Genomic DNA, 23,705 nt, shown 5'->3' on the forward strand with positions numbered 1-23,705 from the left:
ATGCCGGCAACCGACCGCGTCGAACACGACACGCTCGCCGCGCGCAGCGTCGAGGCCCTGGCCGAGGGGGGCCTGCTCGCGCAGCGCATTCCCGCGTTCGCCGCGCGCCATGCCCAGCAGCGCCTGGCCGGCGCGGTGGCCGACGCGCTGGTCGCCCGCGACACGCTGCTGGCCGAGGCCGGCACCGGCACCGGCAAGACCTTCGCCTACCTGGTGCCGCTGCTGCTGTCGGGCCTGAAGGCGATCGTCTCCACCGGCACCCGCGCGCTGCAGGACCAGCTCTACCACCGCGACCTGCCGCGCGTGCGCGACGCGCTCGGCACCGGGCTCAAGACCGCGCTGCTCAAGGGCCGCGCCAACTACCTGTGCCGCTACCGGCTCGAGCGCGCCAAGGGCGAGCCACGCTTCACCTCGCGCGAGCAGATCGCGCAGTTCCAGCGCATCGTCGCCTGGAGCGGGCGTACGAAGATGGGGGACCTGGCCGAGGTCGAGGCGCTCGCGGACGATTCCCCGCTGCTGCCGATGGTCACTTCGACCGCCGACAACTGCCTGGGCAGCGAATGCCCGATGTGGGGCGAGTGCTTCGTGGTGCAGGCGCGCCAGCGTGCGCAATCGGCCGACCTGGTGGTGGTCAACCACCACCTGCTGCTAGCGGATCTCGCGCTCAAGCAGGAAGGCTTCGGCGAGATCCTGCCCGGCGCGCAGGCGTTCGTGGTCGACGAGGCCCACCAGTTGCCGGAGCTGGCGGCGCAGTTCTTCGGCGAGAACCTCTCGGCGCGTCCGCTGGTGGAACTGGCGCGCGACGCGCTCGGCGAGACGAAGGACGTGCCGGGCGCGCTGGCGGTGGTGCAGGGGCCGGCGCGCGACCTGGAACTGGCCACCCGCGGCCTGCGGGCCACGATGGAGGGGCTGGCCACGCGCGGCACCCGCGACCGCGCGCTGCAGGCGCCGGCGTTCGCCGACGGTCTGCGCGGGCTCGGCGACGCGGTGGCGGCGTTGCGCGACGCGCTCGCACCGCTGCGCGAATCCTCGCCCGGCTTCGATGCCTGCCATGCGCGGGCCAAGGAGATGGTCGGGCGACTGGCGCGCTGGGCGGGACCGGGGCAGGAGTCGATGCCGACTGCGGATGCCGAAGGAATCCCGGGGTCGGAGGACGACCTCCGCGCGAACTCCGGCGGTCCCGACGACGACGTACGCTGGTACGAACTCTCGCCGCGCGGCTTCCGCCTGCAGCGCACGCCGCTGGATGTCTCCGGTCCGCTGCGCCAGCACCGCGAACAGTCGCGCGCGGCCTGGGTGTTCACCTCGGCCACGCTCGCCGTGGACGACGGCTTCGGCCACATCGCCACCCGGCTCGGGCTCGACGCGCCGACCACGCTGCTGGTGCCGAGCCCGTTCGACTGGCCGCGGCAGGCGCTGTGCTACCTGCCCACGCGCATGCCGCAGCCGGCCGACCGCGACTACACCTGGGCCGTGATCGACGCGGTGCGCCCGGTGCTGCAGGCGTCCGGCGGACGCGCGTTCGTGCTGTTCGCGTCCCACCGCGCGCTGCGCGAGGCCGCCGAACTGCTGCGCGAGGAGGGCGAGTGGCCGCTGTTCGTGCAGGGCGAAGCGCCGCGCCACGTATTGCTGCAGCGCTTCCGCGAGTCGGGCAACGGCGTGCTGCTGGGGGCCGCCAGCTTCCGCGAGGGCGTGGACGTGGCCGGCGAGGCGCTGAGCGTGGTGGTGCTGGACAAGCTGCCATTCGCCGCCCCCGACGATCCGGTGTTCGAGGCGCGGCTCGAGGCGATCCGCCGCGCCGGCGGCAATCCGTTCCGCGACGAACAGCTGCCGCAGGCGGTGATCGCGCTCAAGCAGGGCGTAGGCCGCCTGATCCGCACCGAGACCGACCGCGGCGTGCTGGTGCTGTGCGACCCGCGCCTGACGCAGAAGTCCTATGGCCACGTGTTCCTCGATTCGCTGCCGCCGTTCGCCAGTACCCGCGACCCCGCCGACGTGGACGCGTTCTTCGCCCACGCACCCGCGGCGCCCGACGCCGCCACGTTCGCGCCCTAGCGCGCAGGCCCATCCGCCACGCCAACCGCTCGCGACCGGCGCCGCGCGGCCCGTTACCATGGCCGGATGAAACTGCTCGCCTTCGAGACCGCCACCGAAGCCTGTTCCGTCGCCGTGCTGGTGGACGGTGAGGTGCTCGAACGCTTCGAGATCGCGCCCAGGCGTCACGCCGAACTGGCGCTGCCCTGGGCCGGCGAGCTGCTGGCCCAGGCCGGGGTGGCGAAATCGCAGCTCGACGCGGTGGCGGTGGGGCGGGGCCCCGGGGCCTTCACCGGCGTCCGGCTCGCGGTCGCGCTGGCGCAGGGCATCGCGCTGGCGCTGGACCGGCCGGTGCTGGCGATTTCGACCCTGGCCGCGCTCGCGATGCGCGCGGATGGCGGCCGCGTGGTCGCCGCGATCGATGCGCGCATGGGCGAGGTCTACCTGGGCCGGTTCCTGCGGCACGACGACGAACTGCAGGCGGTGGGCGCGGAAGTGGTCGTGGCTCCCGACCTGGCAGAGGTTGCCGAAGGGAATGGCTGGGCGGGCGTCGGCACCGGGTTCGATGCGGCCCAGGGCGCCCTGCGCGGACGCTTGGGCGCCGTACTGGCGTCGGTCGATGCCGGCGCATTGCCGCGCGCGGCCGATGTCGCGCGGCTGGGCGCGCGCGCCTTCGCGCGCGGCGAGGCGATCGCCCCCGAGCGCCTGCAGCCGGCCTACCTGCGCGACCAGGTCGCCCTGACCCTGGTGCAGCAACAGGCGGCGCGCGCCGCTCGCGGCTGAAGGAACCATCCGCCCCGGCGCATGGTCAAGCGCAGACTTCGACCGGAGGCGGACATGGCGACAGCGACGACACGGACTCGCGATCCCGGGCGCGCGGCGCGCACCGGCTGGCGGCGCGAACTGCCGCCCTTGCTGCTGATGATCGCGCTGCTGGTGGTCGCGCGCTCGTCGCTGGCCAACCACTACCAGGTGCCCACCGGCTCGATGGAGCCGACCCTGCAGCCCGGCGACCGCGTGCTCGTGGACATGCGCGCCTATGGCCTCCGGGTGCCCTTCACCGGAATCGAACTGCTGGGCAACGGGCGCCCGGCGCCCGGCGACGTCGTGGTGTTCCGCTCGCCGGCCGACGGCACCCGGCTGATCAAGCGCGTGGTGGCGGTCGGCGGCCAGACGGTGGCGCTGGTGGACGGACGCCTGCGCATCGACGGGCGAACGCTCCATCCCGGGACGGTCGGCGACACCGAACGGATCGGCGACCGGCTCGTACGGCTCGATCTCGCCGACGGCGGTGGTCCGGACATCGCGCCGCTCACCATCCCCGACGACATGGTGCTGGTGCTGGGCGACCACCGCGGGCGCAGCGCGGACGGGCGCTGGTTCGGCCTGGTCCCCAGCCAGGCGTTCTACGGCAAGGCGCTGGGCGTGTACTGGCGTCGCGGCGAAGGCCCGGTGTGGCGGCGCCTGTAGCGGCAGCCACGCGGTGCGCACGCGCGCAAGCCGTGTGCGGGATCGTTGCTGCTGCACCGCCTGCCGGAAGCCATCTGCCGGCGGGCGGCGTCAGTCGTCGACCAGTTCCCCGCCCGGGAGGAACTGCCAGGTGCGGGTGACGTGCAGGATGTCGATTTCCTCCTCGGTCACCGGCAGCGGCGGATAGGGCTCGGCCAGGCGCGCGATGCGCAGCGCGGCATCGTCGAGCAGGCGGATGCCGCTGGAGCGGATGATGTCGGCGCGTTCCACCGAACCGTCGCGGCGGATCGCCACGCTGATCACCAGCTCGCCCGACAGCTGGCGGCGCCGCGCCTCGTCGGGGTAGTTGAGGTTGCCCACGCGCTGGACCCGGTCCACCCAGTCGCGCAGGTAGCCGGCATAGGCCCATTCCTGGGTGCTGGCGGACACGAACTTGCGCTTGGGCCGCTTGGCGTAGCGCTCCGAGCGCAGGTGGATCTCGGCCGCCAGCCGGGCCATCGCCAGGTCGCGTTCGATCTTCTGTTCGCCGCGGGGCAGGGCGCTGTCGTCAGCCTGCGGACGCACATCCGCGGCGGGCAGCACGTCCTCGCCGCGCTGGCTGGCGACCACGCGCGCCTGCGGCGGCGGCTGCGCGGTCGGCGACTGCGCGCGCAGTTCGATCGGCGCCACGCCCGACTCGGCCTGCGCCGCGCGCCCGGCCTGGTCGTCGCGCGGGCGCGTGCTGCGCTCGTGCTCGCCGCCGCCCTGGTTGCTGGCCTGGGCCAGGAAGTCCGCCTGCGCCCGGGTCAGCGGGCTGGTGGTTTCGGTGAGGATGACGTCGAGCGTTGGCGCCAGCGGCGCGGCGTCGTCCAGCGCGAAGCCCACGCCGAGCACCAGCATGCCGTGCAGCAGCAGCGACAGCACCATCGTCGCGCTCAGGCGCTCGCGTTCTCCGATGCGCGGCGGCGCGGGGGGCAGGGCAAGGGTCGACATGCGGTCAGGCCGGGCCCGGATCCGCTTCCAGCGCATCGAACAGCAGGCCGGCGATGTTGATGCCGAACTGTGCGTCCAGCTCGCGGATGCAGGTCGGGCTGGTGACGTTGACCTCGGTGAGCCAGTCGCCGATCACGTCCAGGCCGACGAAGCGCATCCCGCGGCGCTTCACCTCCGGCCCGACCTGGGCGGCGATCCAGCGGTCGCGCTCGGTCAGCGGGCGGCCCTCGCCGCGGCCGCCGGCCGCCAGGTTGCCGCGGAACTCGTCCCCCTGGGGGATCCGCGCCAGGCAGTAATCCACCGGTTCCCCGTCGATCAGCAGGATGCGCTTGTCGCCGTCCACGATCTCCGGCAGGTAGCGCTGGGCCATCGCCAGGTGGCGGCCGCCGGCGGTGAGCGTCTCCAGGATGACGTTGAGGTTGGGTTCGCCGGCGCGGACGCGGAAGATCGAGCGCCCGCCCATGCCGTCGAGCGGCTTGAGCACGGCCTCGCCGTGCACCTGCACGAAGGCCTTGAGGGTGGCGGCGTCGCGCGCGACCACGGTCGGCGGGCAGCACTGGGGGAATTCCAGCGCCGCCAGCTTCTCGTTCATGTCGCGCAGGCCCTGCGGATCGTTGACCACGCGCGCGCCCTGGCGCCGGGCAGCGTCCAGGATCAGCGTGTCGTGGACGTAGTCCGCATCCACCGGTGGATCCTTGCGCATCAGCACCAGGTCGCCGGGTCCCAGCGCACGTTGTGACGCTGGTCCCAGTTCGAACCAGCCGGCAGAATCGTCCCGCACGCGCAGCGGCGCCAGCCTCGCCTGCGCCCGCCCATGATCCATGCCAAGTCCGCCAGGCAGCACGTAATGCAGCGCATGGCCGCGCCGCTGCGCTTCCAGCAGCATCGCGAAGGTCGAATCCTTGGCGATCCGGATCGACTCGATCGGATCCATCACCACCACGACGTTCAGGGACATGTGACCCACCAGTGGCACTTTCTGACAAATGTTAGCAGGCGTTCCGCGCCGCTTTCGCCCGTGGCTGCGGCGACTTGCGCAAACTTCTTCATGGATGCTTGACAGTGCGGCACGAGGCTGGAATATACGGCGATCGCGGCGATGCGTTCATCGGACCTGCATCGCGCGCCGGGGGAAACGAAGAAAATGACGCAAGACGACAGCCGCGCCGCCAGTCTCGATGGCCTGCGGGTGATGGTCATCGACGACTCGAAGACCATCCGCCGCACCGCCGAGACCCTGCTCAAGCGCGAGGGCGCCGACGTGGTGACCGCGGTCGACGGCTTCGAGGCCCTGGCCAAGATCGCCGACCACAAGCCGCAGATCATCTTCGTCGACATCATGATGCCGCGTCTGGACGGCTACCAGACCTGCGCGCTGATCAAGAACAACCAGCTGTTCAAGTCGACGCCGGTGATCATGCTGTCCTCCAAGGACGGCCTGTTCGACAAGGCGCGCGGCCGCATCGTCGGCTCCGAGCAGTACGTCACCAAGCCATTCACGCGCGAGGAACTCCTCGACGCGATCCGTACCCACGTCAAGGCGTAAAGGGGAGTCGCCGTGGCCCGTATCCTGATCATCGAGGACTCACCGACCGACACGGCGGTGCTCACCCAGCTGCTCGAGCGCCACGGCCACGAGGTGCTGGCGTCCACCAGCGCCGAGGACGGCATCGAGGTGTGCAGGCGCGAACAGCCCGGCCTGGTGCTGATGGACGTCGTGCTTCCGGGCATGAACGGCTTCCAGGCCACGCGTGCGCTCGGCCGCGACGCCGAGACCAAGCACATCCCGGTGCTGATCGTGAGCACCAAGGGCATGGAGACCGACCAGGCCTGGGGCATGCGCCAGGGCGCCAAGGGCTACCTGGTCAAGCCGCCGCGGGAAGAGGTGCTGATGGGCGAGATCGACCGGCTGCTCGAGGCCGCCGGATGAACCAGCATCGCGACCCGTTCGCGATGCTGCTCGATTTCGAGCAGCGCAGCCTCGCGCATGTCGCGGGCCTGCCGGAGCAGTTCGACGCGCCTGGGCTGTGGCGCGGCATCGGCTACCGCGTCGGCGCGCACCGCCTGGCCTCGGCCTTCGACGAGGTGCTGGAAATCGTGCCGATGCCGCCGGTCACGCCGGTGCCGGGTGCGCAGGCGTGGATGCTGGGCGTGGGGAACGTCCGCGGCAGCCTGCTGCCGATCGTCGACCTCAAGCAGTTCCTCGAGGGCGAGCGCACCGTGCTGCACGAGACCCAGCGCGTGCTGATCGTGCGCCAGCCCGATGGCGACGTCGCCGTCACCATCGACGAGCTGTTCGGGCAGCGCAGCTTCCTCGACGAGCAGCAGGCGGACGCCGGCGCGCTGGCGGAAGGGCGCTACACCCATTTCGTCGAGCGCGCCTACCGGCTCGCCGACCAGACCTGGGGCGTGTTCAGCCTGAGCCGGCTGGCACGGACACCGGAATTCAGACAAGCCGCGGCCTGATGGCCGCGTCCAGCAAGACAGCGCAGGGGCAGGGGTAGGACCATGAGCACAGTAGTCGATACGATCGCCGGCAAGAGCCGCGGCCTGGGGAGCAACTTCTGGATCGCGGCGCTGGTCGCCACGCTCGTGATCTTCGGCGCCAACACCGGCTACGCCGGCTGGAAGGCGGCGAGGCTGGGCGGCGCGAGCACCGCGGCCTCGAGCCTGCAGGTGAACTCGCAGCGCCTGGCCAACCAGGGCCGGGAGGCGGTCGCGGGCGACGCCGCCGCGTTCGCCGCGTTCAAGGACACCAAGGCGCAGATCGACGGCGACGTCGAACAGCTCAACGCCAACTTCGGCCAGACCACCGGCGTGGCCGGCCCGATCGAGACGGTGACCCAGACCTGGGCTCCGCTCGCCGCGAGCGCCGAGCAGGTGGCGGCGAGCGAACAGGCGGTGAGCGGGTTCGCCGCCAACGCCACCCGGTTCAACCAGGCCGTGCCGCAGCTGCAGGCGCAGCTGGACGAGCTCGTGCGCGCGATGTCGTCCAGCGGCTCGCCGGCCTCACAGGTCTACATTGCCCTGCGCCAGAACGTGCTGGCGGGCAACATGGCGCGTCGCGTCGCGGAGATCCAGGCCGGTGGCGCGGGTGCGTCGATCGCCGGCGACGCGCTGGCGCGCGACGTGGGCGTGTTCGAACAGGTGCTCGAAGGCCTGCGCGGCGGCGACGAGGCGATGAACGTGCAGCCGCTGTCGAACGGCGGCGCGGTCGCCGCGCTGACCCAGGCCGGCGCCCGCTGGACCGAGATGAAGAAGGACCTGGACGCGATCATCGCCAGCGCCCCGGCGCTGTTCCAGGCCCAGGCCGCCTCCGCGGCGCTGACCACCGGCTCGGACGAGTTGCTGTCCGACAGCCAGGACCTGTTCGCGGCCTTCACCGCCTTCGGTTCGCTGCGCGACACCAGTGTCGCCGGCAACGTCTGGATCAGCATCATCTCCGGCCTGCTGGCGCTGGTCTCGCTGGCCGGCCTGCTCTGGTCGCTCAACCGCGCCCAGCGCAAGCGCTACGAAGACACCATGGAGCTCAACAACCGCAACCAGGAGGCGATCATGCGCCTGCTGGACGAGATCGGCGCGCTGGCCGAGAACGACCTGACGGTGAAGGCGACGGTGACCGAGGACATGACCGGCGCGATCGCCGACTCGATCAACTTCGCGGTGGAGAACCTTCGCGACCTGGTCGGCACGATCAACGACACCTCGGCGCAGGTGGCCTCCAGCGCGCAGGAGACGCAGGCCACCGCCATGCACCTGGCCGAGGCCGCGGAGCACCAGGCGCAGGAGATCAACTCCGCCTCCAGCCGCATCAACGAGATCGCCTCGAGCATCGACCAGGTCTCGAAGAACTCCGCCGAGTCGGCCGACGTGGCCCAGCGCTCCGTGCAGATCGCGACCAAGGGCGCGGGCGTGGTGCGCGAGACGATCGCCGGCATGGACTCGATCCGCGACCAGATCCAGGAAACCTCCAAGCGCATCAAGCGCCTGGGCGAGAGCTCGCAGGAAATCGGCTCGATCGTGGAACTGATCAACGACATCTCCGAGCAGACCAACATCCTGGCGCTGAACGCGGCCATCCAGGCAGCATCGGCTGGCGAGGCGGGCCGCGGGTTCGCGGTGGTGGCCGACGAAGTGCAGCGACTGGCCGAACGCGCCTCGAACGCGACCAAGCGCATCGAGGCGCTGGTGCAGACCATCCAGAGCGACACCAACGAGGCGGTCAGCTCGATGGAGCAGACGACCTCGGAAGTGGTCGCGGGTGCGCGACTGGCCGAGGACGCCGGCACCGCGCTGGGCGAGATCGAAAACGTGTCGAGCAACCTCGCCGGCCTGATTCTCGGGATCTCCACCGCCGCCAAGCAGCAGTCCGCGGCGGCGACCAACATCACCGAGACCATGAACACGATCCAGTCGATCACCGCGCAGACCTCGCAAGGTGCGAACCAGACCGCCGAGTCGATCGGAAACCTCGCGCAGCTGGCCGCCAACCTGCGACGTTCGGTCGCCGACTTCAAGCTGCCGGCCTGAGCGCGGGACGAGTGCACCGGATGAACGCGACGACGACCGGTCGCAGGCGCAGCCACGCCGGCACCCACGGGGGACGGCGATGACTGCACTGCGCGAAGCCCTCGAGCACACCGCGCTCGGCTGGATCAAGCCCGAGCTGGACGAGACCCTGCGCCTGGCCAAGGCCGAGCTCGAGGATTACGTCGAGGATCCGGCGGACGTCGGACGCATGCGGCTGTGCGCGGGCTACCTGCACCAGGTGCAGGGCACGCTGCGCATGGTCGAACTGTACGCCCCGGCGATGGTGGCCGAGGAGATGGAGCACGTCGCCCAGGCGCTGCATGCCGGCAGCGTCGACGACCGCGACGGCGCGTGCGCGGCGCTGCTGCGCGGGATCGTGCTGCTGCCCGATTACCTCGAACGCCTGCAGAGCGGGCACCGCGACATCCCGATCGTGCTGCTGCCGCTGCTCAACGAGCTGCGCGCCACGCGCGGCGAGAGCGGCCTCAGCGAGAGCGTGCTGTTCTCGCCCGACCTGGAACGGCCGCTGCCGGGTGCGATTGCCGGCGGCATGGGCGCGGCGGCGTCCAACGACGACGTCCAGCCGCTGCTCGAAGCGCTGCAGCGCGCGCTCGCGGCCTGGCAGGACGCCGCTACGCCCGAGACACTGACGCCGCTGCCGGCCGCGGTCGATGCGCTGCTGCCGCATGTACGTCAGGTACCCGTGCGACGGATGCTGTGGGTCGCCTCGAACGTGTCCCGCGCCCTCGCCGACGGCGCGCTGCCGGCCTCGGCCGGGCTGCGCAAGGTGTTCGCCGGGGTCGAGCGCGAGGCCCGCCGCGGCCTGCTCGACAACGACGGGTTCGCCGAAGTCCGTGGCGAAGCCGCGCAGGAGCCCACCCGGCAACTGCTCTACCACGTCGCCCACCACGACGACGCCAGCCACCCGGCGCTGCACGAACTCAAGCAGGTCTTCGAACTCGATGCGGCGCTGCCGACGGCGTCCGAACTGGAGCACGCGCGCGGCAGCATCAGTGGCCGCAACCGTGCGCTGCTGGACACCGTGTCCGCTGCGGTGAAGGACGACCTGCTGCACGTCAAGGACGCGCTCGACCTGCACCTGCGCACCGGTTCGGACGACCTGTCCTCGCTGCAGCCGCACGCCGAGACGCTGGGCCGGGTCGCCGATACGCTCGGCATGCTCGGCCTCGGGGTCGCGCGCAAGGTGGTGCAGCAACAGCGCGACGCGATGCTGCAGATCCTCGACGGCACCGTCGCGGCGGACGAGGACGCGCTGCTCGACGTCGCCGGCGCGCTGCTCTACGTCGACGCCACGCTCGACGACCAGGTGGCGCGGCTCGGCGCATCTGACACCGGCGCCAGCGCCGAGAACGAACTGTTCGCCGGCGAGACGCGGCAGGTGGTCGACACCATCGTGCGCGAGGCGATCGCCAACTTCGTGCAGGCGCGCCAGGCGTTGGTCGCGTTCGTCGAGACCAGCTGGCAGCACGAGCAGCTCTCGGAAGTGCCGCGGCTGCTGGACGAGGTGTCCGGCGCGCTGCGGATGATGGAACTGCCGCTGCCCGCCGATTACCTGGTCGCGGTCAGCCGCTACACCGAGACCGAGCTGATCGGGCGCCAGCGCGTGCCCAACGGCCGCCAGCTCGACACCCTGGCCGACGCGCTGGCCAGCCTGGAGTACTACCTCGAGGCCCTGCGCGAGCAGCGCGGCAACCGCGACGAGATCCTCGACATCGCGCGCAACAGCCTCGAGTCGCTCGGCTACTGGCCGCTGCCGCAGGCGCCCGAGAAGCCCGCGCCGGTGGCGGAGGTCGCGGCGCCCGTGGTGTCCGCACCGGCCATCGACCTGCCGGACACGGCGGGCGGGACGAATGCCCGATCCGTGGCTCCCGCCGCACAGGCCGCGGCGCCCGCGCGTGCCTCGGAGCCGGTCGTCGGAGGATTCGAAACCGTCGGCGAGGAAATCGACGAGGAGATCCGCGAAGTCTTCCTGGAGGAATTCGCCGAGGAGATCGACAACCTCGACGGCCTGCTGCCGCTGTGGCGCGCCAGGCCCGAGGACATGGAGCGCCTGCGTCCGATCCGGCGCGTGTTCCATACCCTCAAGGGCAGCGGGCGCCTGGTGGGCGCGCGCATGCTGGGCGAGTTCAGCTGGAAGATCGAGAACATGCTCAACCGCGTGCTCGACGGGTCGCGCCCGCCGAGCGAGGCGGTCATCGCGATGGTCGACCGTGCGTTCTACACCTTGCCGGAACTGCAGTCGGCGCTGCGCGGCGAACGCAGCCTGACCACCGATCTGGAACCGATGCAGGCGGCCGCCGAACGCATCGCCGGTGGCGACGAGGGGATGCCGCCGGAGACGGCCGCTGCGGTCGCGATGGATGCCTCCGCGCACGTGCCGGAGGCCGTCGATGCGACGGCGGTCGAGCCGGTGAGCCCGCCGGCCGTGGACGAGGTCGGGATCGAGCCCCTGGCGGTCGGACTCGCCGACGCGGGCGAGCCGCTGGCCGCGGTGCCGGCCAAGATCGACGCGCTGCTGCTGGAGATCCTCGACGCCGAGGTCAATGGCCACCTGCAGACGGTCGATGCCTGGGTCGCGCGCGCGCGCGACGGCGACGCCGCCGGCAGCGACCCGCTGCTGCGCGCGCTGCACACCATGAACGGTGCCTTCGCGATGACGGAAGTGCCGGTCATCAACAGCGTGCTGTCGCCGGCGGAACATTACGCCCGGCGCCTGCTCGCCTCGCATGCCACCGCGACGCCGGACGGCGTCGACGCGCTGGCCGACCTGTCCGCGGCGGTGCGCGAGACCGTCGAGACCCTGAAACAACCCGCACCCGCACTGTTGCTGCAGGACGCGCTGGCGGCGCGCCTCGTCGCGCTGCGCGACAGCCTGCCCGAAGCCGCGAGCGGCCTGGCGGCGCTGGTCGATGCACAGGGCCTGGAAGAAGCGGGGGCGATGCCGGATACGCCACAGCCGCCGGACGCCATCGATCTGACCACCGAGGACCTCACCGCGTATGCCGGCCTGGTGGATGCGCCGCTGGTGGACGCGATGGAGTCCGCCCCGGCCGGCGTCGGGCAGGAGGAGGACGAGCGCCTCGAAGCCGAGCGCGTCGAAGCCGAGCGCCTCGAAGCCGAACGTCTCGGAGCCGAACGCCTCGAAGCCGAACGCCTCGAAGCCGAGCGCCTCGAAGCCGAACGTCTCGAAGCCGAGCGTCTCGAAGCCGAGCGCCTCGAAGCCGAGCGCCTCGAAGCCGAGCGCCTCGAAGCCGAGCGCCTCGAAGCCGAGCGCCTCGAAGCCGAACGTCTCGAAGCGGAGCGTCTCGAAGCGGAGCGTCTCGAAGCCGAGCGCCTCGAGGCCGAACGTCTCGAAGCTGAACGTCTCGAAGCCGAGCGTCTCGAAGCCGAGCGCCTCGAGGCCGAACGTCTCGAAGCTGAACGTCTCGAAGCCGAGCGTCTCGAAGCCGAGCGCCTCGAAGCCGAACGTCTCGAAGCCGAGCGTCTTGAAGCCGAGCGCCTCGAAGCCGAACGTGTCGATGCTCAACGGCCCGAAGCGCAAGTCTCCGGAACGGACGGCGGCACTCCCGAGGCTCCTGACGCCGAGCCTGTCGAGGCAGACCGCCTCGAAACGGAATACCTCGAGACCATGCGTCTCGAGGCCGAATTTCTGGAAGCCGAACGCCTCGAAGCCGAACGTCTCGAAGCCGAACGTCTCGAAACCGAACGTCTCGAAACCGAACGTCTCGAAACCGAACGCCTCGAAGCCGAACGCCTCGAAGCCGAAAGTCTCGAAACCGAGCGCCTCGAAGCCGAGCGTCTCGAAGCCGAACGCCAGGCAGCGCACGCCGCGCAGGTGGCGGACGACGAGGCTGCCGCCGCGGAGGTGTCCGATGAAGACGACGCCGGCGTGCCGGTGGATACCGCCGTCGCGGCGCTGCTCGCGCGCGTGCTGTCCAAGGAAGATCCGGACGAGGCGCTCGATGTCGCGCGCCTGGACGAAGAACTGGTGGACATCTTCGTCGAGGAAGCCGGCGACCTGCTCGACCACTCCGACGGCCTGCTTGCCCAGCTGCGGCAGTCCCCCGACGCGCGCGAGCCGCTGATCGGCCTGCAGCGCGACCTGCACACCATCAAGGGCGGCGCGCGCATGGCCGGCGTGTTCACCGTCGGTGAACTCGGCCACGCGATGGAATCGCTGCTCGAGGCGGTGGTGGAACAGCGCTGCGAACTCGACCGCATCGGCATCGGTCTGCTCGAAGGTGGCTTCGACCGCCTGCATGCGATGATCACTCGGATCGGCGATCGGCGCGCCATCGCCATGCCCGATGCGCTGATCGACGCATTCAACGCGCTCGCCCGCGGCCGCCCGCTGCTGGTCGAGGACGACGCTGCGGCCGATGCCGAACCGGTCGAGCCCAAGGTGGAACTCGCTCCGCTGTCGGGACCCATCACCGATCTTGGCGCGGACGACGACACCACCATCCGGGCTCCGCAGGAGCAGGTGCGCATCCGCGCCGATCTGCTCGACCGGCTGGTGAACTACGCCGGCGAGGTGGCGATCTACCGCGCCCGCCTGGAGCAGCAGCTGGGCGCGTTCCGCGCCGCGATGAACGAGATGGAGCAGACCAACGCGCGCCTGCGCGACCAGCTGCGCCGCCTCGACATCGAAACCGAGGCCCAGATCATCGCGCGCTACCAGCGCGAGGGCGACGCCGGCGACGTCAGCTTCGACCCGCTGGAACTCGACCGGTTCTCGACCCTGCAGCAGCTTTCGCGCGGCCTCGGCGAGTCCGCGGCGGACATGACCAGCCTGCAGCAGACGCTGGACGACCTGACCCGCCAGTACGAGACCCTGCTGCTGCAGCAGTCGCGCGTGAGCTCCGAGCTGCAGGAAGGCCTCATGCGCACGCGCATGGTGCCGTTCGACGCGCTGGTGCCGCGCCTGCGCCGGGTGCTGCGCCAGGCTGCGCAGGAAACCGGAAAGCAGGTCCAGCTGCGGCTCGACGGCAGCCAGGGCGAACTCGACCGCAACGTGCTCGAACGCATGACCGCGCCGCTGGAGCACATGCTGCGCAACGCGGTCGCGCACGGGATCGAGTCGCCCGAACGCAGGCGCAAGGCGAAGAAGCCGGACGAAGGCACGGTCCGCATCGCGGTACGCCGCGAAGGGTCGGAAGTGGTGCTGGAGGTCGGCGACGACGGCTCCGGGCTCGACCGCGGCGCGATCCGTCGCCGCGCCCAGGAACGTGGACTGATCCGCGACGGCGCCGTGCTCAGCGACGGCGACCTGGACGCGCTGATCTTCGAGCCCGGCTTCTCCACCGCAGACGAGGTCAGCCGCCTCGCGGGCCGCGGCGTCGGCATGGACGTGGTCGCCAGCGAGGTGCGCCAGCTCGGCGGCTCGCTCGACATCGCCACGCGGCGCGAACAGGGCACCACGTTCACCCTGCGCCTGCCGCAGACGCTCGCGGTCACCCAGGCGGTGTTCGTGCGCATCGGCGAGACCCAGTTCGCCGTGCCGATCGCCTCGGTGCGTGGCGTCGGCCGGATCGAGCGCGGTCGCCTGGGCGATGCCGAGGCGCTCTACGCCTACGGCGGCGAGGACTACGGCCTGCACGACCTCGGACTGCTGGTCGGCCAGGCGCCGGCGCGCGCCGACGGCCACCTGCAGATGCCGCTGTTGCTGGTGCGCTCGGGCGAACTGCGCGCCGCGGTCGCGGTGGACGAGATCATCGGCAGCCGCGAGATCGTGGTGAAGCCGGTGGGCCCGCAGGTCGCCTCGATCCCTGGCATCTTCGGCGCCACGATCATGGGCGACGGCAGCGTCGTGGTGATCCTCGACGTCGCGCCGCTCGCTCGCCGCCACGCCGTGCTGCCGCGCGACACCGGCCCGGTCGTGCCGGTCGAACAGCGCCCGGTGCCGCTGGTCATGGTGGTCGACGATTCGGTCACGATGCGCAAGGTCACCGGCCGCGTGCTCGAGCGCCACAACTTCGAGGTCATCACCGCGAAGGACGGCCTCGACGCGCTGGAGCGGATGGACGAACGCGTGCCCGACCTGATGCTGCTCGACATCGAGATGCCGCGCATGGACGGCTACGAGCTGGCCAAGCACATGAAGGCCGATCCACGCCTGCGCGACGTGCTGATCATGATGATCACCTCGCGGACCGGCGAGAAGCACCGTCAGCGCGCGTTCGACCTCGGCGTGGATCGCTATCTCGGCAAGCCCTACCAGGAGCCCGAGCTGATGCGCAACGTCAACGAACTGCTGAAGGTGCCGCATGGCCGCGACTGAGGCCACGCCGCGCGTCGCCCTGCTGGCGCGCGCCGGCGAGGCCTGCGAGCGGATCAGCGGTGCGCTGCGCGAGGCCGGCGCGGAGGTGGTGCTGGTGGCCGACCCGCTGCAGGCCGACCCGGAGGACGTGCGCCATGCCACGCCGCAGGCGATCCTGGTGGCGCTCGATCCCGCGATCGAGGACGCGATCGACCGTTACGCCGACGTGCTCGCCGACCCGGACTACATGGTGATCTTCGAGGAGGCCGACCAGGCCGCCCAGCGCACCGGCTGGGACGCGGCGCGCTGGCTGCGCCACCTCTCGGCGAAGCTGCACCGCCACCACGATGTGCTGCCCGCGGGCGCCGAGGCCGACGACGCCCTGCACCCCACGCCCGGCCCGCTGCAGGCGCCACGGCCGGCGGTGGATTTCGAACAGGCGATCGTCGAGTTCACCGACCAGGCGCAGCAGCATGCCGACGAGGTGCCGCGCGACGGCGGACTCGAGGGCATGACGGGGCTCGCGGACGCGGCAGGAGACATGGGCGCGGCGCCGGAGGCCGAGCTTCCGATTGACGACGGTGGCGATTCGCCGGCGTGGACGCTCGCACATGCGTCCGTCGAGCGCGTGCCTCCGGTGGCGCCGGAGGCCGCGGTCGACGATGGTGACCTGGACCTGACGACACTGGCGTTCGGGCTGGACGACGGGGTCGCCTCCCGGTTCGGGCTGGTGGACGATGGCACGTCGTTGCCGGAAGAGTCGTCGCTGGAATCGATGTCGTTCACCCTTTCCGACGACGCCGTCGCCGGAATCGAGGCGGGCGACGCCGGTCCGCTCGACGAACTCGCGTTCGATCCGGAGCGCTTCATGCGCGCCGGGGAGGATGCCGAAACGCCCGACGGCATCGAGGAGTTCCTCGCCGCCCAGATGCGCCAGTCCGAGGCCGGCGCGTCGGACGACGCTGCGGAGTCGGGCGACGTCGCCCCGCGGCCGGCGGACGGGACGTCGACGCGCGAGAGGGACGCACCTGCGGCGCGCATCGATTTTTCCGGGCTGAGCCTGCTGGACGACGGTGCCGATCCCGCGCCGGCGCCGGCGGGCGATCACGCGAAGCGCGCCCCTGCGTTCGACATCGACGCGCTCGGTGGCCGCCTGTCGCTGGCCGATCCGGACAGCTATGGGCATGGCCCGGTACGCGGCGTGGTGCTGATCGAGGCCGGGCTGGGCGGACCGGATGCCGTGCGCCAGCTGCTGGCCGCGCTTCCCGAAGGGTTCACCAAGCCGATCCTGATCCGGCTGCCGCTGGAGGGCGGGCGCTACGATCGCCTGGTCAAGCAGATGACCCGCGCCACCTCGGCGCCGGTCAGCGTGGCCGAAGCCGGCCAGGTGGCGCAGCCGGGCAGCATCTACTTCGTTCCGCCGGGCCTCGGCCTGCGCGCGGGATCCGGCTGGAAGTTCGATGCCTCCGCATCGCTCGATCCCGACGCGCTGCCGGCCGACGACAGCGCCGTGCTGTTCCTCAGCGGCGCCGATGCCGCGCTGGTGCCCGCCGTCACCGACGGGCGCTGGAACGGCGGCCTGGTGCTCGGCCAGACGCCGGACGAGGGCTGCTACGAACCGGCGGCTGCCCGGGCCGCCATCGCCTCCGGCGCCGACCACGGCACCCCTGCCGCACTGGCCGCCAGGCTGCTGGCCCGCTGGCCGGTGCCGGGTGCGTCGCCCGATCCCGATCCCAGCGGAATGCTGCAGCCATGAACAACGCCCTCCAGAGCGATATCCGCGCGGTGCTGATCCAGACCGAGGCCACGCCGCTGCTGCTGCCCAATGCCACCATCTCCGAGGTGCTGTCCTACGCCGAGCCGGACCCGGTGGACGATGCCCCCGCGTGGCTGCTCGGCACGATCCGCTGGCGCGGCTGGCGCCTGCCGCTGGTGGCGTTCGCGCCGCTGATCGGGCAGGGCGCGGAGCAGGGGGGGCTGGGCCACAAGGTCATCGTACTCAAGGCACTCGGCGGCCAGGCGACGATGCCGTACTTCGCGCTGCTGACCAAGGGCTTTCCGCGGCTGGTGACGGTCTCGCGCGACCGCCTGGCCGCGGCCGACGCGGCGGACGACGGCGCCACCGGCGTGCGTGCGCACGTGCGGTTCAACGACGAGCCGGCCGTGATCCCCGACATCGACGGCATCGAGCAGGCGCTGCGCCAGGCGCTCGCGGCCTGACTGCGCCGCGGCGCCCGCGCGCCTCAGTCGCGCAGGTCCCCGTACAGCGCCTGGAGCGCGGCGATCGCGGCCAGCCCCGCGGTTTCGGTGCGCAGGATGCGTGGTCCCAGGCGCAGGCCCTCGAAGCCGGCGGCGCGCAGGTGTTCGCGGTCGCGCGGCGCCCAGCCGCCCTCCGGGCCGATCGCCAGCACGATCTCGCCGCCGCCGTCGTCGGGCATGCGCCCGGCGAGGTCGGGCAGCATGTGCGGCCCCTGCGGATCGAGCGTCAGGCGCAGGCGCGCGTGCGCGGCGGCCTCCGCGATTACCGCGATCGGCAGCGGCGCCTCCAGCGCCGGCACGCGCGCACGTCCGCACTGCTCGCAGGCGGCCACCACCACGCCGCGCCAGTGCTCGATGCGCCGCGCCAGGCGCGGGCCGTCGAGACGCACTTCGGTGCGTTCGGCGTCGACCGGGACGAACCGCGCCACGCCCAGCTCGGTGGCCTTCTGCAGGATCAGGTCCATCTTCTCGCCCCGCGCGATGCCCTGCACCAGGGTGACGCGCAGCGGCGATTCGTTGTCCACGGCTTCCGCGCCCGTCACCTCCACCACGGTCCGGCGCTTGTCGGCCGTGACGATGCGCGCGTGGTAGTCGTGGCCGTCGCCGTTGAACAGCACGCAGGCATCGCCCTCGCGCAGGCGCAGCACGCGCACCAGGTGCGCGGCCGCGGCCTCGGGCAGGGCCAGCCGGGTGCCCACCGCGAGCGGCAGATCGATATGCGCGCGCATCACCCGCATCGCCGAGCCCTCCGGCCATGAGTCGCCGCCGCCGCGACGCGATGGTCCGATGCGGCGCTCACGCCACCGCCTCGGCGATCGCCGCGCGCGTGGTCTCCGCCAGCAGCGCCAGCTGGCTTTCGTCGATGCAGTACGGCGGCATCCAGTACAGCACGTCGCCGAGCGGGCGCAGCAGCACGCCGCGTTCCAGCGCGGCGCGATAGGCGCGCAGGCCCACCCGCCGCGCCGGCTCGAATGCGGCACGGCGATCGCCGCCCGGCGCGAGCTCGAACGCCACGATCATGCCCGTCTGGCGCACGTCGGCCACGTCCGGCATCGCGGCGATCCCGCGCGCCAGCTCCGCCATGCGCGCCGCGGTGGCCTGGTTGCGCACCAGCACGTCGTCGCTGGCGAAGATGTCGAGCGAGGCCAGCGCGGCGGCGCAGGCCAGCGGGTTGCCGGTATAGCTGTGGGAATGCAGGAAGGCGCGCTCGCGCGAGTCGTCGAGGAAACCGTCGTAGATCGCCTGGGTCGCCAACACCGCGGCCAGCGGCAGGAAGCCGCCGGTCAGGCCCTTCGACAGGCACAGCAGGTCGGGCTGGATGCCGGCCTGCTCGCAGGCGAACATCGTGCCGGTGCGGCCGAAGCCCACCGCGATCTCGTCCGCGATCAGGAACACGCCGTGCACGTCGCACAGTTCGCGCACGCGGCGCAGGTAGGCCGGATGGTGCATGCGCATGCCGCCGGCGCACTGGACCAGCGGTTCCAGCACCAGGGCGCAGATCTCGCCGGCGTGTTCGTCCAGCAGGTGGGCGAGCGCGTCGGCGGCGTCTTCGGCGCAGCCTTCGCCGCTCTGGCCGGGGCGCGCGAGGTAGGCGTCGGGCGAGGGCGCGAACACCGCCTGCATCAGCAATGGCGCATAGATGCGCCGGTATAGCGGGATGTCGCCCACCGACAGCGCGCCGATCGTCTCGCCATGGTAGCCGTTCTGCAGCGCGATGAACTTCGTCCGCCGCGGCTCGTCGCCGCGGTTGCGGAACCAGTGGAACGCCATCTTCAGCGCCACCTCGATCCCGGCCGAGCCATTGTCGGCGTAGAACACCTTCGCCAGTGGAGGACGCGACGGTTCGCGCGGCGCGATCGCCAACAGGCGCTCGGCCAGCTCCACCGCCGGCGCGTGCGAACACCCGGCCAGGATCACCTGCTCGAGGGTGCGCGCCTGGCGCGCGATCGCCTCGGCGATCCGCGGCTCCGTATGGCCGTGCAGCGTCACCCACCAGCTGCTCACCGCGTCCAGCGTGCGCGCGCCGTCGTGGCCGACCAGCCACGGGCCCTGCGCGCGCGCGACCGGGAGCAGCGGCAGCACGTCGGGGTGTTCCCGCATCTGGGTGCAGGGGTGCCACAGCACCGCGAGATCACGCGAACGCCAGCGTGCGGCGTCGTCTAGAATGGCGTCATCGTGAGTCGACATGCCCCCATTATCGCCCGTGGCCGGTCCGGGGCGGCGCCGTGACGCGCCGCCTGCCCACCATCCACGGCATCACCGAGCATGACGCCGGCCCCTATCGCATGGAACGTCTGGACCTGGAGTTCAGCAACGGCGAGCGGCGCCAGTTCGAACGCCTGCGCGGGCGCGGCCACGGCGCGGTGGCGGTGGTGCCGCTGCTCGACGAGCACACGGTGCTGCTGGTGCGCGAGTACGCCGCGGGGCTGCATCGCTACGAACTGGGCCTGGTGAAGGGCCGGATCGATGCGGGCGAGACGCCGGTGCAGGCGGCCGACCGCGAACTCAAGGAGGAGGCCGGCTACGGCGCGCGGCGGCTCGACGTGGTCCGCCTGCTGTCGCTGGCGCCCGTGTACATGAGCCACGAGACCACGGTCGTGCTCGCGCGCGACCTGTATCCCGAGCGCCTGCCCGGCGACGAGCCCGAGGAACTGGAGGTCGTTCCCTGGCCGCTGGACGCGATCGGCGAGCTGTCGTTGCGCGAGGACTTCTCGGAAGGCCGTTCGATCGCCGCGCTGTTCGCCGCGCGCCAGTACCTGGAGCAGGAGCGCCAGCGCGCATGAGCGATTACGCCACCGTCCAGGCCCTGCGCGAGGACGTGCTCGCGATCGCGCAGGACGCAGCGGCGTCCATCCTCGAGGTCTACGAACGCGACTTCGACATCACCCGCAAGGACGACGCCAGCCCGCTGACCGAAGCCGATCTGGCCGCGCACCACGGCATCGTCGCCGGCCTGGCGCAGCTCACCCCGGACATTCCGGTGCTGTCCGAAGAGTCGGCGCACATGGTGCCGCTCGCCACGCGCCGCAGCTGGAACCGGCTGTGGGTGGTCGATCCGCTCGATGGCACCCGCGAGTTCATCAAGCGCAACGGCGAGTTCACGGTCAACATCGCCCTGGTCGACCACGGCGTGGTCGTGTTCGGCGTCATCCAGGCACCGGTCACCGGCGTGCTGTGGCACGGCGCGCCCGGCCATGGCGCGTTCCGGCGCGATGGCGGCGGCGAGCATCCGCTGCACGTGCGCCGACCCGCGGGCGCGCCGCTGCGCGTGGCCGCCAGCCGGTCGCATCGCGATCCGCGCACCGACGCGCTGATGGCGCGCATGGGCGGGGTGGAGACGGTGGGCCTGGGCTCGTCGCTGAAATTCTGCCTCCTGGCCGAAGGCGGCATGGACGTGTATCCGCGTTTCGGACCGACCAGCGAATGGGACACCGCCGCAGGCCAGGCGATCCTGGAGGGCGCCGGCGGGGCACTGCTCGACCCGCGCGGGCGTCCGTTCCGCTACAACCAGCGCGACACCCTGCTCAACGGCGACTTCATCGCCCTGGGCGACCCCTCGCAGCCGTGGCGGGAGTGGCTGCAGTCCGTCCCTCCGCCGCCGGCCGCCTGATCCCGTGTCGACCTCGCCCGGCGACATCCAGCGCCTGCTCGCGATCATGGCGCGGCTGCGCACCCCCGATGGCGGCTGTCCCTGGGACCTGGCGCAGGACTTCTCCAGCATCGCGCCGTACACCATCGAGGAAGCCTACGAGGTCGCGGACGCCATCGATCGCGGCGACCTGACGGCGCTGCGTGACGAACTGGGCGACCTGCTGCTGCAGGTGGTGTTCCATGCGCGCATGGCCGAGGAGCAGGCGGCGTTCGCATTCGGCGACGTGGTCGACGCGATCTGTGACAAGATGGTCCGCCGTCACCCGCACGTGTTCGGCGGTGCCGAGGCGGGCGGTGCCGATGCGCAAGCGGGCCAGTGGGAAGCGATCAAGCGTGCCGAGCGCGAGTCCGCGGGAGATGCCGACACCTCCGCGCTCGCCGGCATCTCGCGCGGCCTGCCCGAATGGCAGCGCGCGGTGAAACTGCAGGCGCGGGCCGCGCGGGTCGGCTTCGACTGGCCGGGACCGGGTCCGGTGATCGCCAAGCTGCACGAGGAGATCGACGAGGTGCGCGTCGAGTTCGATGCGGTCGCGGCCGATCCGGACGATTCCGCCGCACGTGCGCGTCTGCAGGACGAACTGGGCGATCTGCTGTTCGTCGCCGCCAACCTCGCGCGGCATGCACGCGTCGACGTCGGCGCCGCGCTGCGTGGCGCCAACCACAAGTTCGAACGCCGATTCCGGGCGATGGAAACGATGGCGCAGGCCGATGGCGTGCAGCTGCAGGATCTGCCGCTCCAGGCGCAGGACCGCTACTGGGACCGCGCCAAGGTGGAGACCTAGCGCGGCGGCCCGGCATGCCGGCCCGCCGTGCGCCGGAAGGGCGCAAGGTGCGACGCTTGTCCGCCGCGCGCGAGCTGGTCATCATCCAGCCATCCCGCCCGCGCCCTGCCGGAGGACGCCATGCGCCGTTTCGCCAGCTTCCGCGAGTTCTATCCCTACTACCTGGGCGAGCACGGCCACCGCACGTCGCGCCGCCTGCACTTCATCGGCAGCTGCGGGGCGCTCGCATGCGTCGCGCTCGCGATCGCGCAGCGCAACGCATGGTGGCTGCTGGCCGCGCTGCTGTGCGGTTACGCGTTCGCGTGGGTGGGGCACTTCTTCTTCGAGAAGAACCGGCCGGCGACCTTCCGCCACCCGTTCTATTCCTTCGCCGGCGACTGGGTGATGTTCAAGGACATCGTCACCGGCCGCATCCCGTTCTAGCGCCGATCGCGTCGGGGGCGTCGACCTCCGCGACTGCGAGGGAGATCGCGCCCTCTCGGCAGCCGGCGGCCGCCCCATGCGCGCGTCCTTCGCCCGACGTCGAACAGGTCGAATGCGGCTGCGTGCACCACGGTCACCTTCACTCGAGGAAGATCAGCCAGGCGGCGACCGCGATCAGCGCGAAGCCGGCCCAGTGGTTCCACTTCAGCGGCTGCCCGAGATACCAGGCCGAGAAGCCGGCGAACACCAGCAGGGTGATCACTTCCTGCATGCCCTTGAGCTGCGGCGCCGAATAGACGGCGGAGCCGATCCGGTTGGCGGGCACCATCAGGCAGTACTCGAAGAACGCGATCCCCCAGCTGACCAGGATCACCGCCAACAGCGGCGCCGACTTGTACTTCAGGTGCCCGTACCAGGCGAAGGTCATGAACACGTTGGAGCCGATCAGCAGCAGGATCGGCGCGAGGCGGTCGAAGGGCATGGAGGGGCCTGCGGCAGGGGCGGAAGAGCGGACGATGGGGATCTTCACGGCGCTTGTACAGCGGCGCTGGCACCCTTCACAAAGCTGAAGACCCCTTTGAGGAACACACATGCGTGCAGGGCAGGAGACCGGCGGGCTGGTCCTGATCGTCGAGGACAACCGCAACATCTCGGAAATGGTGGGCGAATACCTGGAAGGTCGCGGATTCGAGGTCGACTATGCCTCCGACGGCCTCGATGGCTACCGTCTGGCGGTGGAGAACAGCTACGACGTGATCGTGCTGGATCTCATGCTGCCGCGCCTGGACGGGGTGGAAGTGTGCAAGCGCCTGCGCGCCGAGGCGCGCAAGTCGACCCCGGTGCTGATGCTGACCGCGCGCGACACGCTCGACGAGAAGTTGACCGGGCTGTCGTCTGGCGCCGACGACTACCTGACCAAGCCGTTCGCGATCCAGGAACTGGAAGCCCGCCTGCGCGCGCTGATCCGTCGCGAGCGTCGCCAGGTGGGTTCGGAAGTGCTGAAGGTCGCCGACCTGGTGCTCGACCCGGCCAGCATGCGCGCCACCCGTGGCGGCACCGAACTGCAGCTCTCGCCGATCGGGATGAAGCTGCTGACCATCCTGATGCGCGAATCGCCGCGGGTGGTGAACCGGCAGGAGATCGAGCGCGAGATCTGGGGCAACGGACTGCCGGATTCCGACACCCTGCGCAGCCATCTGTACAACCTGCGCAAGATCATCGACAAGCCGTTCGACAAGCCGCTGCTGCACACGGTGCAGAGTGCGGGATACCGGATCGCGGACATCGACCAGTCGCCGGCCTGA

General features: G+C 71.4%; 20 protein-coding genes and 2 pseudogenes. 16 read left to right on the forward strand and 6 right to left on the reverse strand.

Annotation, left to right across the window (positions count from 1 at the left end):
• The 3 genes from yoaA to lepB all read left to right on the forward strand — a co-directional run bounded on the left by yoaA (nt 1) and on the right by lepB (nt 3,504).
• Nucleotides 1-2,055: a DNA repair helicase YoaA gene (gene yoaA, locus QFW81_RS04030; RefSeq protein WP_280577282.1), complete on the forward strand. Its 2,055-nt coding sequence runs from the start codon at nt 1-3 to the stop codon at nt 2,053-2,055.
• A gap of 66 nt (nt 2,056-2,121) precedes the next feature.
• Nucleotides 2,122-2,817: a tRNA (adenosine(37)-N6)-threonylcarbamoyltransferase complex dimerization subunit type 1 TsaB gene (gene tsaB / locus QFW81_RS04035; protein WP_280577283.1), complete on the forward strand. Its 696-nt coding sequence runs from the start codon at nt 2,122-2,124 to the stop codon at nt 2,815-2,817.
• Nucleotides 2,818-2,871: 54 nt separating this feature from the next.
• On the forward strand, nt 2,872-3,504 hold the full coding sequence (gene lepB, locus QFW81_RS04040; protein ID WP_280577284.1) for a signal peptidase I: 633 nt from the start codon (nt 2,872-2,874) through the stop codon (nt 3,502-3,504).
• Nucleotides 3,505-3,594: 90 nt separating this feature from the next.
• Here lepB and QFW81_RS04045 read toward each other — a convergent pair whose 3' ends face one another.
• Complete coding sequence (locus tag QFW81_RS04045; protein WP_280577285.1) at nt 3,595-4,476, reverse strand: energy transducer TonB; 882 nt, start codon at nt 4,474-4,476, stop codon at nt 3,595-3,597.
• Between the two features lie 4 nt (nt 4,477-4,480).
• A complete protein-coding gene (gshB, locus tag QFW81_RS04050; protein WP_280577286.1) occupies nt 4,481-5,434 on the reverse strand; it encodes a glutathione synthase in 954 nt (317 codons plus the stop codon).
• A 186-nt stretch (nt 5,435-5,620) separates the two neighbouring features.
• Here gshB and pilG point away from each other — a divergent pair, with 186 nt between their 5' ends.
• The 5 genes and pseudogenes from pilG to QFW81_RS17760 form a co-directional block, all read left to right on the forward strand.
• Nucleotides 5,621-6,022: a twitching motility response regulator PilG gene (pilG, locus tag QFW81_RS04055; protein ID WP_280577287.1), complete on the forward strand. Its 402-nt coding sequence runs from the start codon at nt 5,621-5,623 to the stop codon at nt 6,020-6,022.
• 12 nt (nt 6,023-6,034) lie between these two features.
• Nucleotides 6,035-6,406, forward strand: a complete 372-nt coding sequence (locus tag QFW81_RS04060; protein WP_280577288.1) for a response regulator — start codon at nt 6,035-6,037, stop codon at nt 6,404-6,406.
• Nucleotides 6,403-6,942 carry a chemotaxis protein CheW gene (locus QFW81_RS04065; RefSeq protein WP_280577289.1) on the forward strand — a complete coding sequence of 180 codons (540 nt, stop codon included), beginning with the start codon at nt 6,403-6,405 and terminating at the stop codon, nt 6,940-6,942. The genes QFW81_RS04060 and QFW81_RS04065 overlap by 4 nt, the downstream gene beginning before the upstream one ends.
• Nucleotides 6,943-6,984: 42 nt before the next feature.
• Complete coding sequence (locus QFW81_RS04070) at nt 6,985-9,006, forward strand: methyl-accepting chemotaxis protein (RefSeq protein ID WP_280577290.1); 2,022 nt, start codon at nt 6,985-6,987, stop codon at nt 9,004-9,006.
• A 550-nt stretch (nt 9,007-9,556) separates the two neighbouring features.
• Nucleotides 9,557-11,239: pseudogene (locus QFW81_RS17760) on the forward strand (FimL-related protein); the annotation flags it as partial.
• A gap of 778 nt (nt 11,240-12,017) precedes the next feature.
• Here the strand turns inward: QFW81_RS17760 and QFW81_RS17715 are convergent.
• Nucleotides 12,018-12,848: a pentapeptide repeat-containing protein gene (locus QFW81_RS17715; RefSeq protein WP_425603974.1), complete on the reverse strand. Its 831-nt coding sequence runs from the start codon at nt 12,846-12,848 to the stop codon at nt 12,018-12,020.
• Between the two features lie 173 nt (nt 12,849-13,021).
• Between QFW81_RS17715 and QFW81_RS17720 the strand changes: the two are divergent.
• From QFW81_RS17720 to QFW81_RS04085, 3 genes and pseudogenes are all read left to right on the forward strand, one after another.
• Nucleotides 13,022-15,307: pseudogene (locus tag QFW81_RS17720) on the forward strand (response regulator); the annotation flags it as partial.
• Nucleotides 15,294-17,042: a chemotaxis protein CheB gene (locus QFW81_RS04080; RefSeq protein ID WP_280577292.1), complete on the forward strand. Its 1,749-nt coding sequence runs from the start codon at nt 15,294-15,296 to the stop codon at nt 17,040-17,042. The pseudogene QFW81_RS17720 and the gene QFW81_RS04080, both read left to right, overlap by 14 nt.
• Nucleotides 17,039-17,506, forward strand: coding sequence for a chemotaxis protein CheW (locus tag QFW81_RS04085; RefSeq protein ID WP_280577293.1), 468 nt, complete (start codon nt 17,039-17,041; stop codon nt 17,504-17,506). The genes QFW81_RS04080 and QFW81_RS04085 overlap by 4 nt, the downstream gene beginning before the upstream one ends.
• Nucleotides 17,507-17,529: 23 nt before the next feature.
• On the opposite strand, the gene QFW81_RS04090 is transcribed toward QFW81_RS04085, so the two are convergent.
• Together QFW81_RS04090 and bioA are read right to left on the reverse strand one after the other, a co-directional pair.
• On the reverse strand, nt 17,530-18,282 hold the full coding sequence (locus QFW81_RS04090; protein ID WP_280577294.1) for a 16S rRNA (uracil(1498)-N(3))-methyltransferase: 753 nt from the start codon (nt 18,280-18,282) through the stop codon (nt 17,530-17,532).
• A 58-nt stretch (nt 18,283-18,340) separates the two neighbouring features.
• Complete coding sequence (bioA, locus tag QFW81_RS04095; protein ID WP_280577295.1) at nt 18,341-19,732, reverse strand: adenosylmethionine--8-amino-7-oxononanoate transaminase; 1,392 nt, start codon at nt 19,730-19,732, stop codon at nt 18,341-18,343.
• Nucleotides 19,733-19,770: 38 nt separating this feature from the next.
• Here bioA and nudE point away from each other — a divergent pair, with 38 nt between their 5' ends.
• The 4 genes from nudE to QFW81_RS04115 all read left to right on the forward strand — a co-directional run bounded on the left by nudE (nt 19,771) and on the right by QFW81_RS04115 (nt 22,401).
• Nucleotides 19,771-20,328, forward strand: coding sequence for an ADP compounds hydrolase NudE (nudE, locus tag QFW81_RS04100; RefSeq protein WP_280577296.1), 558 nt, complete (start codon nt 19,771-19,773; stop codon nt 20,326-20,328).
• Entirely contained in the window at nt 20,325-21,155 is an 831-nt protein-coding gene (gene cysQ, locus QFW81_RS04105) for a 3'(2'),5'-bisphosphate nucleotidase CysQ (protein ID WP_280577297.1), read from the forward strand. The genes nudE and cysQ overlap by 4 nt, the downstream gene beginning before the upstream one ends.
• Nucleotides 21,156-21,159: 4 nt before the next feature.
• Entirely contained in the window at nt 21,160-21,978 is an 819-nt protein-coding gene (gene mazG, locus QFW81_RS04110; RefSeq protein ID WP_280577298.1) for a nucleoside triphosphate pyrophosphohydrolase, read from the forward strand.
• A 120-nt stretch (nt 21,979-22,098) separates the two neighbouring features.
• On the forward strand, nt 22,099-22,401 hold the full coding sequence (locus tag QFW81_RS04115; protein WP_280577300.1) for an Mpo1-like protein: 303 nt from the start codon (nt 22,099-22,101) through the stop codon (nt 22,399-22,401).
• Nucleotides 22,402-22,540: 139 nt separating this feature from the next.
• On the opposite strand, the gene QFW81_RS04120 is transcribed toward QFW81_RS04115, so the two are convergent.
• On the reverse strand, nt 22,541-22,882 hold the full coding sequence (locus tag QFW81_RS04120; RefSeq protein WP_280577301.1) for a DMT family protein: 342 nt from the start codon (nt 22,880-22,882) through the stop codon (nt 22,541-22,543).
• Between the two features lie 109 nt (nt 22,883-22,991).
• Here QFW81_RS04120 and QFW81_RS04125 point away from each other — a divergent pair, with 109 nt between their 5' ends.
• Nucleotides 22,992-23,705: a response regulator transcription factor gene (locus QFW81_RS04125; RefSeq protein WP_280577302.1), complete on the forward strand. Its 714-nt coding sequence runs from the start codon at nt 22,992-22,994 to the stop codon at nt 23,703-23,705.

The sequence above is a fragment of the Luteimonas kalidii genome (assembly GCF_029887935.1).
Taxonomy (GTDB): Bacteria; Pseudomonadota; Gammaproteobacteria; order Xanthomonadales; family Xanthomonadaceae; genus Luteimonas; species Luteimonas kalidii.